The sequence below is a fragment of the Pseudooceanicola sp. HF7 genome (genome assembly GCF_011806405.1).
In the GTDB taxonomy this organism is placed as follows: Bacteria; Pseudomonadota; Alphaproteobacteria; order Rhodobacterales; family Rhodobacteraceae; genus Pseudooceanicola.
In genome coordinates, this window is the sequence record NZ_JAATOW010000015.1 from 13,776 (window position 1) to 31,430 (window position 17,655).

General features: G+C 66.6%; 13 protein-coding genes. 2 read left to right on the top strand and 11 right to left on the bottom strand.

The window, feature by feature from the left end; translation table 11 throughout:
• Positions 1 to 222: 222 nt before the first annotated feature.
• The 5 genes from rsmA to lptF form a co-directional block, all read right to left on the bottom strand.
• Positions 223 to 1,065 carry a 16S rRNA (adenine(1518)-N(6)/adenine(1519)-N(6))-dimethyltransferase RsmA gene (rsmA, locus tag HCZ97_RS10510; protein WP_167688674.1) on the bottom strand — a complete coding sequence of 281 codons (843 nt, stop codon included), beginning with the start codon at positions 1,063 to 1,065 and terminating at the stop codon, positions 223 to 225.
• 2 nt (positions 1,066 to 1,067) lie between these two features.
• Positions 1,068 to 2,384, bottom strand: a complete 1,317-nt coding sequence (locus HCZ97_RS10515) for a peptidylprolyl isomerase (RefSeq protein ID WP_167688675.1) — start codon at positions 2,382 to 2,384, stop codon at positions 1,068 to 1,070.
• A gap of 162 nt (positions 2,385 to 2,546) precedes the next feature.
• The gene (locus tag HCZ97_RS10520) at positions 2,547 to 4,763 is read right to left on the bottom strand and encodes an LPS-assembly protein LptD (RefSeq protein WP_167688676.1); all 2,217 of its coding nucleotides are present in this window, start codon (positions 4,761 to 4,763) and stop codon (positions 2,547 to 2,549) included.
• Complete coding sequence (lptG, locus tag HCZ97_RS10525; RefSeq protein WP_167688677.1) at positions 4,764 to 5,864, bottom strand: LPS export ABC transporter permease LptG; 1,101 nt, start codon at positions 5,862 to 5,864, stop codon at positions 4,764 to 4,766. It lies immediately after the preceding gene.
• Entirely contained in the window at positions 5,861 to 7,030 is a 1,170-nt protein-coding gene (gene lptF, locus HCZ97_RS10530; protein ID WP_167688678.1) for an LPS export ABC transporter permease LptF, read from the bottom strand. Before lptF ends, lptG begins: the two co-directional genes overlap by 4 nt.
• 193 nt (positions 7,031 to 7,223) lie before the next feature.
• Here lptF and HCZ97_RS10535 point away from each other — a divergent pair, with 193 nt between their 5' ends.
• Positions 7,224 to 8,684 (top strand): leucyl aminopeptidase, encoded by a 1,461-nt coding sequence (locus HCZ97_RS10535; protein ID WP_167688679.1) that lies wholly within the window; start codon positions 7,224 to 7,226, stop codon positions 8,682 to 8,684.
• A gap of 7 nt (positions 8,685 to 8,691) precedes the next feature.
• Complete coding sequence (locus HCZ97_RS10540) at positions 8,692 to 9,156, top strand: DNA polymerase III subunit chi (protein ID WP_167688680.1); 465 nt, start codon at positions 8,692 to 8,694, stop codon at positions 9,154 to 9,156.
• 99 nt (positions 9,157 to 9,255) lie between these two features.
• On the opposite strand, the gene hflX is transcribed toward HCZ97_RS10540, so the two are convergent.
• From hflX to HCZ97_RS10570, 6 genes are all read right to left on the bottom strand, one after another.
• Positions 9,256 to 10,527: a GTPase HflX gene (gene hflX / locus HCZ97_RS10545; RefSeq protein ID WP_167688748.1), complete on the bottom strand. Its 1,272-nt coding sequence runs from the start codon at positions 10,525 to 10,527 to the stop codon at positions 9,256 to 9,258.
• 21 nt (positions 10,528 to 10,548) lie between these two features.
• Entirely contained in the window at positions 10,549 to 10,788 is a 240-nt protein-coding gene (hfq, locus tag HCZ97_RS10550; protein ID WP_167688681.1) for an RNA chaperone Hfq, read from the bottom strand.
• A gap of 135 nt (positions 10,789 to 10,923) precedes the next feature.
• Positions 10,924 to 12,459: a TrkH family potassium uptake protein gene (locus HCZ97_RS10555; RefSeq protein ID WP_167688682.1), complete on the bottom strand. Its 1,536-nt coding sequence runs from the start codon at positions 12,457 to 12,459 to the stop codon at positions 10,924 to 10,926.
• Between the two features lie 12 nt (positions 12,460 to 12,471).
• Positions 12,472 to 13,848, bottom strand: coding sequence for a Trk system potassium transporter TrkA (gene trkA / locus HCZ97_RS10560; protein WP_167688683.1), 1,377 nt, complete (start codon positions 13,846 to 13,848; stop codon positions 12,472 to 12,474).
• A 108-nt stretch (positions 13,849 to 13,956) separates the two neighbouring features.
• A complete protein-coding gene (locus tag HCZ97_RS10565) occupies positions 13,957 to 14,922 on the bottom strand; it encodes an aldo/keto reductase (protein WP_167688684.1) in 966 nt (321 codons plus the stop codon).
• Between the two features lie 187 nt (positions 14,923 to 15,109).
• Positions 15,110 to 17,602 (bottom strand): penicillin acylase family protein, encoded by a 2,493-nt coding sequence (locus HCZ97_RS10570; protein WP_167688685.1) that lies wholly within the window; start codon positions 17,600 to 17,602, stop codon positions 15,110 to 15,112.
• Between the last annotated feature and the right edge of the window lie 53 nt (positions 17,603 to 17,655).

Here is a 17,655-nt window from a genome sequence, read left to right on the forward strand (position 1 = left end):
CGGGCCCCGGTTCAGACACCCGGGCCCAGACAGGCGGGACAAGATGCGAAAAGGGCGGCCCCGGGGCCGCCCTTTCTCTTTTCTCTCGGTCTTTCTTTTCACCGCCTCTGCCTTCGGGGTAATCTCCCGGCGGGCAGGCAAGACGGGGGGGCCATCGAGACCCCGCCTTGCCTCGGGGGGCAAGGCCCCCCGGGCGCCAAATGTCACGGGTTGGAAAAAGCCTCAGCCGGCGGCGATATTGCGCGCGAGGGCGCAGAACTGCTCAAGCCCCACGGTCTCGGCACGGTCGGTCGGCTGGATACCAGAGGCCAGCAGGCGATCCTCAAGATCCGGCGCAATGCCCTTCAGCGCAGAGCGCAGCATCTTGCGCCGCTGGTTGAAGGCCTTGGCAACGACGCGCTCCAGCACGAGGGGATCGGCGGGATAGCGCGGCTCTGCAAGGGCGGTCAGATGGACCACGGCAGAGCTGACCTTGGGCGGCGGGGTGAAGGCCTCGGGCGGAAGAGAGATCGCGATCCGCGCCTCTGTCCGCCAGGAGGCCAGCAGCGCCAGCCGGCCATAGGCCTTGGATCCGGGCGTGGCCACGATCCGCTCTGCCACCTCGCGCTGGAACATCAGCGTCAGGCTTTCCCAGAAGGGCGGCCATTCCGGCGGCGTCAGCCAGCGCACCAGCAACTCCGTGCCGACGTTATAGGGCAGGTTGGCGGCAATGCGGATCGGTGGCGTCAGGTGGGCCAGCGGGTCCACCTCCAGCGCGTCGCCCTCTATCACCTCAAGCCGGCCGGGGTAGGCGGCGGCGACCTCTTCCAGGATCGCCAGGCAGCGGTGGTCCTTTTCGATTGCCAGCACCTTGCGCGCGCCCTCGGCCAGCAGGCCACGGGTCAGACCGCCCGGACCCGGGCCGATCTCAAGCACGTCGCAGCCTGTCAGATCCCCGGCCTGACGGGCGATCTTCGCCGTCAGGTTCAGGTCCAGAAGGAAGTTCTGGCCCAGTGACTTGCGGGCGGACAGACCGTGCTGGGTGATGACCTCACGCAGCGGGGGCAGGCCATCTATACCGGCCATGATTACTCCAGGATCCGCGCTTCGGAGCGCAGCTGCGCCAGGTAACCATCCGCATAGGAGGCCAGGCGACGGTTCTGCAGGCCAGAGACGATCTGCGCGCGGTCGATCTCGTCTGCGGAGGGGGCGCCGCTGGGCACCCGGCCACAGAGCATCAGCACCACGCCGGTCTGCCCGCCATTGCGGCGCAGGTTGGTGGAGACCTCGTCCTTGTCCAGCTTGGCAAGCTCCAGCGCTACGTCGCGCGGCACCTGGCCGGTGGGTACGGTCTGGCGATCCAGCACCGCCGGCGGCTGGCCATGGGCCACGCCGTAAAGGTCATCGCAGGTGTCGACCTCCTGGGTGACCTGGGCCATGCGCTTCAGGCCGGCTTCGGTGTTCGCCCCATCCACGTAGTACATCGCGTAATCCACCGCCGAATAGGTCACCTGCGGCGCGCCGGTTTCCTGGATGGCGCGCAGCTGGAACAGCGCAAAGGCGCCTTCGACGGGCAGCGGAGCGGTCACGTCCCCCGGTGCCATGGACATCAGCGTGCTTTGCAGCGGGCCGGGCAGGGTCGAAAGATCCATCCAGTCCACGCGCCCGCCCAAAGTGCGGGTCGGGGCGGCGGAATATTGCGCGGCGGCCTCCGAAAAGGCACCGGTCGTGCTGATCTGCGAAATCTGCTGCGCCAATGCCTCGGCCCGGGCCGGATCGGGCTGCAGCGGAATGAAGATCTCGGACAGCAGGACGCTGACGCCGCCAGGGCGGGATTGGGTTTCGATCGCGCGGTCGACCTCGTCTTCAGAGATCTGGACCTTGCTGCCGAAACGGCCCTGGACGACCTGCCGCCAGGCCGTGCCGGCGGTAACGAAATCGCGGAAGGTCTCGCGCGCCACGCCAGCCTGGGCCAGGGCGGCGACGAATTCCTCGGTGCCCATGCCGCCGCGCCCGGCGAATTCAGCCATGCCGGCCTCGACCTCGTCAGGGCCCGGATTGATCCCGGCGCTGCGCGCCGCGGCCAGCTTCAGGCGGTCGTCGATCAGTTGCTCGCGCGCCAGCTCTGCCGGATCGCCCGTGCCGCCCAGCACGCTCAGCAGCCTTGTGCGCTGGTCCAGCTCATAGGCGGTGATGACCTCGTCATTGACGCGGATCACCGGGGAAAAGCTTTGCGCCGCCGCGGCCTGCGGGTGCAGCACTGCCACCGCGGTCGCCGGAACCAGCACGGGGCCAAGCACCGGGGCAAGAGGCGTCAGCACGAGGGTGAGGGCGGTAAGGGTGCGCCGCAGGGTCGGGCCGGCGGCTCCGGTCGTGCGGGAATTCGGACGGATCGTCACGGTCATCTTCTCTGCCTAATCCAGTTGCCTGTCTTCGGATGCCCTGGCCGGCATCCCTTGGTTCTTTGACGCATTCGCGGTCTTGCCCCGGGGGTGCGCGCCATGGCCTGCATGGCGGCGCGGGCGGGGGATCGTTTCCTGTCTAGTCCGATTGCCCCGCGGTCTCAATCAGTTCCTGCAACCGCCCGCGTAGCTGGCAGAGCTTGTCTGCGCGGAAAAGCCCCGCAACCCGATGGTGAAGCTGATATCGGTGGAGGGCGTGACCACCGAAGAGGAGGTGAAGTTCTTGGAGGCCGCGATGGTCACGTCCACGCATTCGTTCGACCAGGTCACGCCCAGCCCGGCCGTGGCCGGCGAATCCGAGGCGACGTCGTAACGGATGTTGCCGTCCACTTCCCAGTTCTCGTTGAAGCGATAGCTGCCATCCACGGTCCATTCGGAGATGACCGAAGCACGGTCCACCGCCTCGTCCGGGCCCAGCCAGACATAGGTCGCCCCGAAGGCCGCGCGCTCGTTCACCCAGCCCGCCCGGGCAGAGGTCTTGGTGACGGAAAGGCCGTTGTCGAACAGGCCGCGCCCGCTCAGGGACCAGCCGTTGGGGGCCTGGATCTGGCCGGCGACCAGCAGGTTGGAATAGGTGCCCGTCAGTCCGGAGGACTGGTTGAAGGAGGGGTCGGGATCATCCTGCACGATCTGGCCCAGCACCAGCCGCGAGCTCCAGCCAGAGGGATCGTACTGGCTGATCGTCGCGCCATAGGCCGCGCGCCAGCCATGTTCGCGTCGGTCCGGAGAGGCAAAGCGCGTCAGCCCCAGCAGGTTGCCCTCGTCGAACTCCGTGCGCGTGCTTTCGTCGTTGGCCACGTTCAGCGCGGTTCCGCCGGACCAGGCCAGCTGGGCCACCGGCTCGATGATGGTGACCGCGCCGCGCCCGTCCACGCGCTGCAGCGGCCAGCGCAGGGTCACGGCGGTCATCGGCACGACGCCGGTCTGGCGCTCCGGCAGCACGCTGTCCTGCACGGTGTGGAAACTGTCGATGGCAAGACCGGCCATGGCCTCGGCCCGCAGGCCCGCGAGCAGGGTGTAACTGCGCCGCCAGTCCGCCATGACGTTCAGCCGGCTGACATCGCGGCCGTCGGTGATGTCGTCGGGATCACTGCCGTCCGTGTTGTCGTCCGAGTAGCGGAAATGCGAATGCGCCTGCAGGCCCAGGCGGAACTCGCCGCCCATGGTTTCGGGGAAGAAGCGCCGTTCGTATTCCACCTCGCCGATGATCGATGGGATGGTGGCGTTTTCCTCGGTCTCGCGCAGGGTGTGGTAATGCACCAGGGCGCCGCGCATCCATTCATCGCGCTTGGCGCGGCTCAGCGCGATCTCGCTCTTCAGGCGGTCGGTGTCGGAATAGCCGTAATCGGACAGGTAGGCATCGTCGCTGATCGCGGCGATGTTGAACCGCAGCACCAGGTCCCGGTCCAGGAAAAAGGTGCCGGCGGTCTGCACGTAGCCGCGCAGGTCGCGATCATCCAGCGTGTCCTTGGAAAACGCACCAGAGAAGGACAGCGCGCCATTGCCGAAAGCCTGCCTGTAGCGATACTCCAGCGTCTTCGTCACGCCAGAGACATAGGGCGTCAGCAGAAGGTCTCGGGTCTCACCCAGGGTGATGAAATAGGGCATCTTCAGCCCGGTCCCCAGCTGCGAATTGCGCTTGATCGTGGGGAACAGGAAGCCCGTCACCCGCTCCTGCGTGGGATCGGGCAGGCGCAGGTAGGGCAGGTAGAAGACCGGCAGCCCGTAGATCTCGAAGGTGGCGTGATCGAAGTAAAGCTGCCGGGCGTCCTCGTCATGCACCACGCGCTGCGCGCGGATCTGCCAGAGCGGCGGCTTGCCGTCATTGCAGACTTTGCAGGAGGACACCGTGGTTTTGTAAAGCTGGTTGTAGCGGTCATCCACCCGCGCCATCTGCCGCGCGGCCAGCTGGACCTGGGTGCCCAGCATCATGCGCGCGCTGGTCAGGATCCCGTTGCGGAAATCGCCGTCCAGCTGGGCGCTGTCGGCCAGCACGATGGCCTCTGCCTGTTCGCCGGTGCCGGTCAGGGTGATCGGCCCCTCGATGCTCAGCGCACCGGTGGCCTGGTCATAGCTGATGCGCCGCGCGCGGATGCGCAGGTCATCGCGCAGCGCCTCCACATTGCCCTCGGCGACCAGCTTGCCCGGCCCGTCCAGGTAGACGCGATCCGCGATCAGCATGGCCGGCGCGGCGGTGCCCTGCAGCTGGCTCTGCGTGGTCTCTGCGCCATTGGTCTGGGCCAGGGCCGCCGGGCTCAGCGGGACCAGGCCGGCCAGGGCAAGCGCCAGGATCGGGCGGCGGAGGGGACGTAGCGGGTGCATTCAGCTGCCCTCCATCTGTAGGACCAGGCCCAGGGCCAGCAGGACCGAAGCCACCGGCGGGGCCCAGGCGGCCAGCATCACCGGGATCTGGCCGGATTCCCCCAGCACCTGGGCGAAATTGCGGATGTAGTAAAGCGTGAAGCCCAGCAGGATCGTTGCCAGCACCGACTGCCCGGTCTTGCCGGAGCGCGCATGGCGCATGTTGAAGGCCGCCGCCAGCAGCACCATGGCCACCAGGAAGATGGGCCGGGCCAGCTCCATCTGGAACCAGACCGCGTGGCGGCGCGCGGAAAAGCCGGCCTCGCCCAGATCGCGGATATAGGCGGGCAGTTCCCAGATCGGGATGGCAGACGGATCCCCGAAGGAATCCCGGATGCTTTCCTCCGTCAGGGAAGAGGGCAGCGAATAGGCGGCCAAGCGGCGCGCCCCGGCCTCGGGGTTGATGCCATCGTCCAGCGGCCAGATCTTGACCTGTTCCAGCGCCCAGGCACCACGGATCAACTGGGCCGTCGCAGCCTCGATCCGGCGGGTGGGGCCGCCGCGCTCGGGCCCGTAGGGAATCATCGTCACGTCGTAAAGTTCCGTGGCTTGCGGGTTGGCACGGGCGGCGCGGATCACCGTCTGCCCGTCGGCGCCGCCCTGGCGCAGCCAGAGCCCCTCGGCAGAGACAGAGAAACTGTCGGCCCCGCCGGAGCGGTAGGTTTCAAACAGGTCCACGTAGCGCTTGGAGGTCGCCGCCACGATCGGGTTCAGCATGGTGACGCAAAGCACCCCCAGCAGGAAGGCCATGACCACGGGCGACAGCAGCGTGCGCAGCGTGGCCCGGCCAGAGGCCCGCGTGACCACCAGTTCAGAGCTGCGCGACAGCCCCATGAACAGCCCGATGGAGCCCAGGATCATGACCAGCGGCAGGATGTCGTACAGCCCCTTGGGCACGTTCAGCATCACCAGCCCCAGGATCCGGGGTAGCGGCACGTCGACGGTGGAGAGCTTGCGCATCTGTTCGACCATGTCGAGCAGCGCGGTGAAGATGAACAGCACCGTCAGCAGGCCGAAGAAGCTGCGCAGGAAACGGCGCGCGAAATAGAAATCCAGGATCATGCAGGGGCCTCCGCGCCATCGCCCGGATCGGTCGGGAAGGCCCGGTCACGGACCCGCCGCGCGCGGCTCGCCCACCACAGCAGCACGCCTGAGACGGCCATCCCAAGGGCGGCCGGCAGGTAGAGCAGGGTCCAGAGCACCGGGTCCTTGCGCACGGGGTCGATCACCAGCCCCTCGATGAACTTGACCGCCACCAGCAGCAGCACCGCCATGCCGATCTGGCGCCAGACCCCGAAGCGGCTGTAGCCGCCCACCTGCAAGCCGGCAAAGCCGATCAGCGCGGCCACGACGCACAGCAGCGCTTGGGTGATCCGCCCGTGGCCCTCCTGCACGACCCAGCCCAGGCGCTCTCCGGTCAGCTCGGCGGCGGCCTTTGGATGGGCCAGCAGCGTCCAGGTGGGCAGGTTGCGGATGGAGACCACGCGGAAGTCGGAGGTATCGACCAGGCTGCCCAGATCGTAGGAGAAGTTCTGGAAATGGGTGGTGAACAGCAGGCCCGTCTCCTGGTCCAGGTCCTGGGCCAGCCCGTTGACCATGACCAGCTTGGGCTGCGGGCGGCCCTCGGGATCCTCGTTGGCATTCACGATATAGGCCTGGGCGGCGGTATAGGTCTGCGGCTGGTCGGCCACCCGGCGATCGGACAGGAACAGGTCGTTCAGCGTGCCGTCCTCGTCGATCTGGCGGATGTAGACGGTGATGCCGCTCACGGGATGCAGGAAACTGCCCTCCGTCAGCAGGCGCGCGGTAACATTGGCGGCGATATCGCGGTTGCGCAGCACGATCTGCTCCTGGCTGAGCGGAACCAGGAAATTGGTCATGGCAGACATGATCGCCGCCGTGATCAGCCCGAAGACCAGCGCCGGGCGCGCCAGCCGCCAGGGCGAAAAGCCCGTTGCCTGCATGACCACGAATTCACTGTCCGACATCAGCCGGTTGGTGGCATAGACCGCCGCCGCGAACCCCGCCAGCGGCAGGGTGATGCGGATGACGTTGGGCAGGGTAAGGGCTGTGAACTCCAGGAAGACCCAGGCGGACTGGCCGTCCGCGATCAGCTGGTCGAACAGCCGGACGGCGCTGTTGATCCAGTAGATCGCCACCAGCACCAGCGCGAAGAAGCCGAAGAGCATCAGGAGTTGCGACAGCAGGTATCTGTCGAATCGCGCCATCTGTTCCCCTTCGTGATTTGGCCCTCTCCTGCACCGGGCCGGACGTTCGGACAAGTCTAGCGGCTCTATGCGCGGGAAAAAACTGCAATCTGGTCAAACTCCGGACAGGAGGATAGCCTTCGCGCAAATCCGGGGCCCGCGTGGCCCCGCTGCATGAGACGCCATTTTGCGTCGTGACTATAGGAGCTTGCCCGTGACCGATCCCGTCGCCCTCTCGTTTGCCGAAACCGATCTTGAGCAGATCCCCGCCCAGGCGGGCCGCGTGGCCGTCGTCGTCGATCCCGAAGGCAGCCTCTCGGCGGTGGCCCGGCGTGTCAACCGCCTGACCAAGGGGGCGCTTGCCCGCCTGGTGGAGGCTGACAGCTTTGACAAGCGCAAGGCCGGTGACATCGTGACCCTGGCCATGCCCCAGGGCCTGGCGGCCGAGGCGCTGGACGTGGTGCTGCTGCCGCGCCGCGCCGACAGCGCCTTGCTGCGCAAGACCGGCGCGAAGCTTGCCAAGCTGCTGGGCGAAGAGGGGCTGCTGCTGCTCACCGCCAACCTGAACGCCCCGGCAGAGCTGGCGCTGGGCCTCAAGCTGCGCGCCTATGACTACGACGCGCAGAAGACCGAAAAGGCCAAGCCCAAGGGGGCCGTCACCGTCATGTGCGCCAAGCCCCCGGCGGATATTGCCGCGCTGGACGCCGTTGTGCAGGGCGTGCTCTTCACCCGTGACCTGGTCAATGCGCCTGCCAACGTGCTGACCACCACCGCCTTTGCCGATGAACTGCTGGCCCTCAAGGAGCTCGGCGTCGATGTCGAGGTACTGGACGAGGACAAGCTGGAAGAGCTGGGCATGGGCGCGCTGCTCTGCGTCGGGCAGGGCTCTGACAGCCCCTCCAAGGTGGTCGTCATGCAGTGGAACGGCGGCAATGCGGGCGATGCCCCGCTGGCGCTGGTCGGCAAGGGCGTCGTCTTTGACACCGGCGGTATTTCCCTCAAGCCCGCTGCCGGCATGGAAGACATGACCATGGACATGGGCGGCGCCGGCACCGTCTCCGGCGTGATGAAGACCCTCGCGCTGCGCAAGGCCCAGGCCAATGTCGTCGGCCTTGTCGGGCTGGTGGAAAACATGCCCTCGGGCAATGCCGTGCGCCCCGGCGACGTGGTCAAATCCATGAAGGGCGACCTGGTGGAGGTGATCAATACCGATGCCGAAGGCCGCCTCGTGCTCTGCGACGTCATGTGGTACACGCAGGAACGCTTCCAGCCCAAGGCGATGATCGACCTGGCCACCCTGACCGGGGCCTGCATCATCGCGCTTGGCCATGAGAACGCCGCCGTCTTCTCCAACTCCGATCCGCTGTGCAACGCCTTCCTCAAGGCCGCAGAAGCAGAAAGCGAGGGCGCCTGGCGCCTGCCCATGGGCCAGGCCTACGACGACCAGCTGAAAAGCCGGATCGCGGATCTCAAGAACGTCGGTGGGCGGCCCGCGGGCTCGATCACCGCCGCGCAATACCTCAAGCGCTTCGTCAAGGAGGAAACGCCCTGGATTCACCTCGACATCGCCGGCGTCGCCTCGGTCAAGACTGAAACGGCCACTGCGCCGGCCGGTGCCACGGGCTGGGGCGTCATGGCGCTGAACCGGCTCATCGCCGACGGCTTCGAGGGCTGATCGACACATGGCCGAGGTCTATTTCTACCACCTCACGCGCTCCACCACGGAAGAGGCGCTGCGCGCGCTTCTTCCCCGCGCGCTGCAAGCCGGCTGGCGGGTGGCCGTGCGGGGCCGGCAGGCGGACCGCCTGGACGATCTGGACCTGAAGCTCTGGCAGGGCCGGGAAGAGGATTTCCTGCCCCATGGCCAGGACAAGAACCCCCATCCCGAACTTCAGCCGATCCTGCTGACGCTGGGCCAGCCGGCCAATGATCCCCAGTGCCTGATGTCCATCGACGGGGCAGAGCTGACCCCGGCAGAAATCGCGCCGCTGAACCGCGCCTGCATCTTCTTCGATGGCAATGACACCCAGGCCACGGCCCATGCCCGGACCCAGTGGAAGGGGCTGACCGATGCCGGCTGCGCAGCGGTCTATTGGTCAGAGGAAAGCGGGCGCTGGGAAAAGAAGGCCGAGAGCAAGGCGAGCTAATGCGTTGAATTAAGAATGCATAGCAACCCATTCTTATAAAATAAAAAAGCCCCCGCAGGATTGCTCCGGCGGGGGCTTTTTGTCAGCGCGTAAGCGCGATCACAGGTGGGCGAAACGCGATGCTTGCGTGGCCGTCCACAGCAGGTCCAGCTCTACGCCGTCCTCTGTCTGACGCTCGTCCAGGACGATGCCTTCCTTGTAGGCCCAGGCGCGCCGCTTGCCGTCGCTGAACGGCAGGGTCACCGTCTCGCGGTGGCGTGCGCTGTCCAGCGTCTGGGTGATCTCCGTCACCAGTGCCTCCAGCCCCTCGCCGGTCACGGCAGAGATGGCGCGGATATGCTCTTCGCGCTCGGCGCGCAGATGCATGGCGGCGCTGTCCTCGGGATCAAGCAGGTCGATCTTGTTCCAGACCTCGATCACCGGCACGTCCTCGGGCAGGCCCAGGTCGGACAGGATGTCTTCCACGTCGGCCTTCTGCTCTGCGCTCTCGGGATGGGCGATGTCGCGCACATGCAGCACCACATCCGCTTCCAGCACCTCTTCCAGCGTGGCGCGGAAGGCCGCGACAAGCTGCGTCGGCAGGTCAGAGATGAAGCCCACCGTATCGGACATGATCACCTCTGCGCCGGTGTCCAGCTTGACCCGCCGCATGGTGGGATCGAGCGTGGCGAACAGCATGTCCTTGGCCAGCACGTCGGCCCCGGTCAGGTGGTTGAACAGCGTCGATTTCCCGGCGTTGGTGTAGCCCACCAGCGCCACGATCGGGAAGGGCACCTTGGCCCGGGCAGAGCGGTGCAGCTCGCGGGTCTTGACCACGCGCTCAAGCTGGCGCCGCAGGCGCACGAGCTGTTCGTCGATGGCACGCCGGTCGGCCTCGATCTGGGTTTCGCCGGGACCGCCGACAAAGCCAAGACCGCCACGCTGACGTTCCAGGTGGGTCCAGGCGCGGACCAGCCGGGTCCGCTGGTAGCCAAGTGCGGCCATCTCGACCTGGAGCACACCTTCACGGGTGCGCGCCCGATCCGAGAAGATCTCAAGGATCAGCCCGGTCCGGTCCAGGATCTTGACCTTCCATTTCTTTTCCAGGTTCCGTTGCTGCACGGGGGTCAGCGGGCCGTCCACCAGGACCAGCTCTGCCTCCGCGTCGTGGAACATTTCCTTCAGTTCGTCCACCTTGCCGGACCCGAACAGGGTCGCCGGCACGGGTTTGGACAGCGGGATGACCTTTGCCCCCACGACTTCCAGCCCCGGCAGCGCCAGGGCAAGGCTCTTGGCCTCTTCCAGCGCATATTCCGGGGCATGGCGCCGTTCCTGGCGCCGCAGATCGGGGTGTATGACAAAGGCGCGCGTTGGCGCAGCCTCATGGCCTATCAATTTCGGGGCCTATCTCTCTCAGTTGTTTTCTTCGCCTTCATATAGCGAAATAGGCTGAGATGGCATGATTGTCGAGATGGCGTGTTTGTAGACCAGCTGTGCCTGGCCATCACGGCGCAAGAGGACACAGAAATTGTCGAACCAGGTGATGACACCCTGAAGCTTCACGCCGTTGATCAGGAAGATGGTCACCGGGACCTTTGTCTTCCGCACGTGATTGAGAAATGCGTCCTGAAGGTTCTGTCTGTCGGAAGCCATTCTTGTTATGCCTTTTTTTCTTCTTCTTGCCAGCTGCGGCTTTGTTCCATCGGGTCTTGAAAGCCAATATGAAAGTCCTAAGGCGAAACTTCCACCCCCGATATGCGCATTCCGCGGATTTGCAGGGGGATTAGGTCAATCCCGCCACAGATCGGGATTGAACAGGGCAATGATCGCCAGCAGCTCCAGCCGGCCCAGGATCATGAAGGCGCAGAGCACCAGCTTGGCCGGCCCGTCGATCAGCGACAGGTCGATCGGGTCCACCGCGCCATGCACGGTCAGCGGCCCCGTGTTGGACAGCGCGGCGACGGCCAGCACGGTGGCATCCTCGAAATTGATCCCGAAGAGGGCCAGCAGGGACATGGCCGCGGCCAGGCAGATGGCGAAGAGCATGAAGAAGACCCAGGCGTGAAACGCCCCGTGCCGCCGGATGCGCCGTCCCGCCGTGCCTGAGCCGGAGACGGAAGAGGGATGGACCAGCCGGTCCAGCTCCCTGCGGCCATTGAGGTAAAGCGCATAGACCCGCAGCAGCTTCACGCCACCCGCCGTGGTCGCCACGCCGCCGCCGATCATCGCCACGCCCATCAGGATCATCCCCGGTGTCGCCAGGCCCGACCAATCCTGCGCCGTGTCCCAGTGCATGGATTCCCAGCCCGTCGTGGTCAGGAAGGACAGCACCGTGAACAGCGCGCCCCAGAAGGCCGAAAGCGCCATGGCGAAATCCTCGCCCGCCTTGACGTCGAAGGCCCCGATCCAGTGGCGCAGGAACAGCAGCACCGGCACCACCAGCACCAGCGCCGCGCCCATGCGGATCTCGGGATCGCGGTGCAGGCCGATCTTGGCCGTCACCGTGTCCGAAGAGAAGGTCACGCGCGAGATGGCGAAGATCAGGAACAGCGCGATCGCCATTTCCCCCACCACGCCAGAGGCTGCCACATGGGTGCCCACGCCGGGCGAGATGCCAGAGGTCGACAGGGTGGACATAGCGTGGATCAGCGCCACCAGCGGGGTATCCCCCGCGACCAGCAGCAGCAGCCAGAGCGTGCCCGTCAGGCCCACGTAGACCAAGCCCAGCTGCTCGGCCCCGCGGATCATGCGGCGGATGACGCCGGCGCGCTGGAAACGGTCGATCCGGGTTTCGCCCATCTCGCGCCCCGCGGCCGTGACCTCGAAGCCGCCCAGGGACAGGGGGGCCATGACGGCGGCCGCCGCCACCCAGATCAGGAAGCCGCCCATCCAGGCCACCTGCGCCCGCCACAGATGCAGGGGCGCGGCCAGGCGTTGCGGCTCATAGAAGGACATGCCCGTTGTGGTGAAGCTCGACACCATCTCGGCATAGGCATTGAGGTAGCGCGTATCGGGCAGGCTTTCGGAAAAGGGCACTGCCAGCAGCAGCGGCAGCAGCAGGAAGGCCCCGAAAAGCGACAGCAGCGCGTAAAGATCCGCGCGCCCGGTCAGCAGCACCGGCCGCGTGCCGCGCGCCAGCGTTACCAGCACCCCCAGCGTGGTGCCCAGGATCGACGTGTAGAAGAAGCTGCGCGCGATGGAGAAATGCTCCTGCACCACCGCCACCAGGGCGGGCACCATCATGGACAGCGACAATCCCAGGAACAGGACCAGGAACAGCGGCATCCCTTCCAGGCGCTTGTGCAGGGGAGAGGACCTGGCCATCCCGCGAGGATCCTAGAAGTAATCGATGGAGACCTGCAACAGGCGCTCCACCTCGGGGACATCGTCGCTGAGCGCGAACAGGACCACCGTGTCGCCCTGTTCGATGACCATGTTGCCGGAGGGGCGCTTGACCTCGCCCTCGCGCATCACGGCGCCCACAAGCACACCCTCGGGGAAGTCGATGTCGCGGATCGGCTTGCCCGCCATGGGAGAAGTCGACAGGACCTCGGCCTCGATCACCTCGGCCTCGGCATCGCCGATGGAATAGACGCCGCGCACCCGGCCATGGCGCACGTGGCGCAGGATCGAGGACACGGTCGTGGCGCGCGGGTTGATATAGGCGTCGATGCCCAGCGGCCCCAGCAGGGGGATCAGCGTCGGATCGTTGATCAGCGCGATCGCCATGGGGCAGCCCAGCGACTTGGCGCGTACGGCGGTCAGCATGTTGGTCTTGTCGTCATCGGTGACGCACAGGATGGCATCCGCCCGGCCGATCCCGGCCTCCGCCAGCAGCGCGCTGTCCAGCCCGTCGCCGTTCAGCACGATGGTCCGCTCCAGCGCATCGGCGGCGCGTTCGGCCACCTTGCGGTTCTTCTCGATCACCTTGGTGCGGACCCGGCGGGCCTTTTCTTCCAGCGTCTTGGCGACGGTCAGGCCCACGTTGCCCCCGCCCACGACCACGACACGCTCCTGCATGCGGTTGGTCTTGCCGAAAACCTCCAGCGTGCGCGACACGTCCTCGGTATGGACGCAGACATAGCAATCGTCCCCGGCAAAGATCTGGTCGCCGGGTTCGGGCGCAAAGAGCCGCCCGTCGCGGCGCACGCCCACGACGATGGCGCGCAGGGTGGAAAACAGGTCTGTCAGCTGGCGCAGGGGGGTGTTCACCACCGGGCAGTCGTCATCGATCTGGATGCCCAGCAGCTGCGCCTGTCCGCCCAGGAATTGCTCCACGTCGAAGGCGGCGGGCGCGGCCAGACGGCGCAGGGCGGCCTCGGCCACCTCGAGCTCGGGGCTGATCACCACGTCGATGGGCATGTGATCGCGCCGGTAAAGATCGGAATAGATCGCTTCCAGGTAGCTGCGCGCACGCAGCCGGGCGATCTTGCGGGGGACGGAAAAGACCGAATGCGCCACCTGGCAGGTGACCATGTTGACCTCGTCAGAGAAGGTCGCGGCAATGATCATGTCCGCGTCCCGTGCGCCCGCGCGGTCCAGGATGTCGGGGTATGAGGCAAAGCCGGCAATGCCCTGCACATCAAGCGTATCGGTGGCGCGGCGGACGAGGTCGGGGTTGTTGTCCACGACCGTGACATCGTTCTTTTCGCCCGAAAGGTGCCTTGCGATTTGCCACCCGACTTGCCCGGCGCCGCAGATGATGACCTTCATGCCAGAGATCCTGCTGTTCTTGAAAGCCCTGCATGGCAGAGGAGGAAAGGGGGGTCAATTCAATTCCCCGGCGCGGCTGGCGCGCCGGGAAAATGCCGCGCCCGGGGCTCAGCCTTCGGCTGTTTGACCGGCAGAGGCGGCGTCAAGCCGCGCCATGGCCTCATCCGGCAGGACAAGGTCGGCGGCGCGGATCAGGCTTTCCAGCTGCGCCTCGCTGGTGGCAGAGGCGATGGGGGCGCTGACCCCGGGTTTCTGGCGCAGCCAGGCCAGGGCGATCTCTGCATGGCTGGCGCCGGTCTCTTCGGCCACGCCGTCCATGGCGGACAGGATCGCCATGCCGCGATCGTCCATGTAGCGCTTGACCATCCCGGCGCGGCTGCCGCTGACCGCCTGCGGGTCGCGGTATTTGCCGGTCAGGAAGCCAGACGCGAGGGAGAAATAGGTGATCACGCCCACCTCGTTTGCCTGGCACCAATCGGCCAGCTCGCCCTCGAAGCCGGCGCGCTCATGCAGGTTGTATTCGTTCTGCAGCACCTCGTAGCGGGGCAGCCCGGCCTCCTGCGCGGCCTGGGCGGCGCGCTTCATCTGGGACAGGTCCCGGTTCGACGTGCCGATGGCGCGGATCTTGCCGGCCTTCAGGAGGCTCTCGAAGGCGCCAAGGGTCTCTTCATCGCTGGTGCGCTCGTCGGGCCAGTGGGAAAGGTAAAGATCGATCACCTCTGTCTGGAGCCGCGCAAGAGAGTCCTCTGCCGCCTTGGCGATCCAGCCCGCGCTCAGGTCCTTGTGACCCTGGCCCATGTCGGAGCCGACCTTGGTGATCAGCGTCACGCCGTCGCGCTTTGACGGGTTGGCAGCGAACCACTTGCCGATCACGGTCTCGCTTTCGCCGCCCTGGTGGCCGTCCACCCAGCGGGAATAGACATCCGCCGTGTCGATGGTGCGCAGCCCGGCCTCGTACATGCGGTCCAGCAGGCGAAAAGACATGGCCTCATCCGCGGTCCAGCCCAGCACATTGCCGCCGAAGACCACGGCCGAGGTCGTCAGGCCGCTGCGGCCAAGGGGAAGTGTCTGCATGGATCTGGTCCTTCTGTTGATGCTCGCTGGGCGCCGTGTCTGGGCAGGTGGTGCGGGCAGGCCGCCCATGAGGGAAGCCAGAGGCCCGGTGCCCGGATGGAAAAATCGCCCCCACAGCATCTGTCGCTGTGAGGGCGCTTGGCAAGTCACGGTCCCGGGCACGGGCGTGATCGCGCTTTTCGCGCCCCTAGCGCCCGGCGGGCGTGAGGCGGGTGATACCGACGGCAGCGGCACGGGCCAGGGCGGTGTCCAGCGACATGGGGATGTATTCGCCCCGCCTCCACAGCTGGGCCAGGTCATCGTAGTGGCGCGACAGCGGATGCCCGCTCTGCCCGGTGGATATGATGAAGACAGAGCTGTCGGGATCGGCGAAATCATAGACCCCGCGATAGCCCGCGCCATGGACGTTCAGGAAGGGATTGGACCCATAGCCCTTGGTCAGCCCGCGCATCAGAGTGTTGTCCCCGCCAGAGGTATCCTGGCGGATGTTCACGAAGTAGCGCAGGATCGGGATATCCCCCAGCACCGGGTGATCCTGGGCCGCCTGGTGCACATCGCCCCAGCGCAGGCTTTCCAGGTTCTCGCCGTAGCGTTCAGAGATCCAGATCAGCGCCGCGTCCAGGCTTTGGCGGGCGATATCCGTGCAGCTCTCCGTCGCGGCGGACTGGATCACGTTGCACCAGCGCCCGGCGCCGTCGATGTCGCGGAAGACGCGCTCGATAAAGACCGGATCCACGTGGGTGAAATCATCCGCCAGCGGGCCCAGCTCGTCCCGGATCAGCCGGTCCTGCAGCGCAGAGAGCCAGGCGGCATAGATCAGCGGCTCGGGCAGGTGCTGGTTCATCTCCCCGTTCCACTCGGCCAGCAGGGTCAGCGCATCCTGGCGCAGGCGCTCCTGCGTGCCCTCGGGCGCGGGATCGCCGGTGAACCACAGGTCGCGCGCGATCAGCGGCAGCAGCGAGCGCGCGGTGAAGGACACCGTGTCCAGCTGCGCCTCGATGAAGCTGTCGCGGGTATGAACCTCCCGGCTTTGCATCAGGCGCCGCCAGCGGTGGATGCGCTGGGTATCCCCCCAGGAGGCGCTGACATTGTCGGGGAAGGGGCGATCGGTGATCTTGTTGTTGGTATTGCCCAGGATGCCGCCAACGGGGGCAACGGACTCTACGTTGTTCTCATAGGGCTGGAAGCCCTTCCAGCGGTTCTCCTGCCGCCAGCCAAGGCTGGGCATGCGCCCCTGGCTGTCATGGGCGGCGTCGCGGTCCGGCACCTTGCCGATCATCTTGAACCCGATGGTGCCCGCATCCGCCAGCATCAGGTTCTGGGACGGGGCAACATGCAGCCGCCCGGCCCGGATCGCCTGATCGACAGACCGCGCATACATCAGCCCCAGCCCGGCCGAGACCGAGGTGTCATCGGGCGACAGCGCCGTCCAGGCGATAGAGGCAACATGCCCCGGGGGGGTCACCGTCTCCAGGTGGTAATGGCTGCCCGGCAGCACCGGGCCATTGTCGGTCCAGCGCAGGGTCATGGTCAGCGGATCGCCATCCTTGACCGTGATGATCGAGCGCCGCGTGCGGAAGGTCTCCCAGCCATCGGGGCCGCGATACTGCTCCGGGTTGGCCGGGTTGATCTCTTCCATGTAGACATCCAGGTCATCCAGGTAGGAAGAGGTCAGCCCCCAGCCGACGAACTGCGACCGCCCAGCCAGCACCAGCGGCATCCCCGGAATGGTTCCGCCGATCACGCCGCCCTGTTGCAGCTGCAGCCGCGCCAGGTACCAGGCCGTGGGGGCGGTGAAGCCCAGGTGGGGATCATTGGCCAGCAGCGTCCCCCCGGAGGCAGAGCGCGTCGGCGCCGCCGCCCAGGCGTTGGAGGCCCCGGCCATGCCCGGCTCCGGGAAGGGGTCCAGCCCGGTGTCCGGCAGACCCGAGTGCGTGAAGCCCGGCAGCACCCGGGCAGAGCGGTGGCTCATGGGGCGATCCATCAGCGCGGCATATTCCGGCAGGTCCAGGATCGCACTGCCCGGCGCATCGGGCAGGATATCGGCGATCATCTTGGGATCGGGCAGCGCGAGGGACACCCGCGCGCGCTCGACCTCGGTGGAAAGCTGGCCGGAGAGCTGCACGGCCAGCAGCTTGGCAATGGCAATGGAATCGGCGGGCTGCCAGGGGGCCACGGGGACATCGAACAGGAACATCTCTGGCGCACCCCGGCCCAGGCTGTCGCGGTTGATCTCGTTCAGGCGGGCATTCACGCCCTCTGCATAGGCTTCCAGCGCCCGGCTGGCCTGCGGCGTCTGATCCTGAACAGAGGCAATGGCAGCGGTATAAAGATCATAGCGCCGCATCAGCTTGTCGACTTCCACGGTGCGCAGCCCGAAAAGCTCCGACAGGCGGCCCTGCACGGTACGGCGCAGGGTGATCATCTGCCACAGGCGGTCCTGCGCGTGGGCATAGCCCAGCCCGAAGAAGACATCGCGGTCCCGCGCGCCGAAGATATGGGGCACATTGGCATTGTCGCGGATGATCTCGACCGGGGCGCCAAGACCGGCCACCTCGACCTCGCGGTCATAGTCGGGCAGGGACCTCGCAGCCAGGAAATACACGCCCGTCGTCGCGATCACGGCCAGTATGACCATTCCTCCGGCAACCCGGAGAAGCCAGCGGAAGATGGTGCGCATTTCGATTTCCTTCTAGCCCCGTGCCCTTGCGTTTCGCCGTTCTGGCGCCCACA

Bases quoted from the DNA above. Each gene is read 5' to 3' on its own strand.
- rsmA (WP_167688674.1), bottom strand. From the start codon at position 1,065: ATGGCCGGTATAGATGGCCTGCCCCCGCTGCGTGAGGTCATCACCCAG.
- HCZ97_RS10515 (WP_167688675.1), bottom strand. From the start codon at position 2,384: ATGACCGTGACGATCCGTCCGAATTCCCGCACGACCGGAGCCGCCGGC.
- HCZ97_RS10520 (WP_167688676.1), bottom strand. From the start codon at position 4,763: ATGCACCCGCTACGTCCCCTCCGCCGCCCGATCCTGGCGCTTGCCCTG.
- lptG (WP_167688677.1), bottom strand. From the start codon at position 5,864: ATGATCCTGGATTTCTATTTCGCGCGCCGTTTCCTGCGCAGCTTCTTC.
- lptF (WP_167688678.1), bottom strand. From the start codon at position 7,030: ATGGCGCGATTCGACAGATACCTGCTGTCGCAACTCCTGATGCTCTTC.
- HCZ97_RS10540 (WP_167688680.1), top strand. From the start codon at position 8,692: ATGGCCGAGGTCTATTTCTACCACCTCACGCGCTCCACCACGGAAGAG.
- hfq (WP_167688681.1), bottom strand. From the start codon at position 10,788: ATGGCTTCCGACAGACAGAACCTTCAGGACGCATTTCTCAATCACGTG.
- HCZ97_RS10555 (WP_167688682.1), bottom strand. From the start codon at position 12,459: ATGGCCAGGTCCTCTCCCCTGCACAAGCGCCTGGAAGGGATGCCGCTG.
- trkA (WP_167688683.1), bottom strand. From the start codon at position 13,848: ATGAAGGTCATCATCTGCGGCGCCGGGCAAGTCGGGTGGCAAATCGCA.
- HCZ97_RS10565 (WP_167688684.1), bottom strand. From the start codon at position 14,922: ATGCAGACACTTCCCCTTGGCCGCAGCGGCCTGACGACCTCGGCCGTG.
- HCZ97_RS10570 (WP_167688685.1), bottom strand. From the start codon at position 17,602: ATGCGCACCATCTTCCGCTGGCTTCTCCGGGTTGCCGGAGGAATGGTC.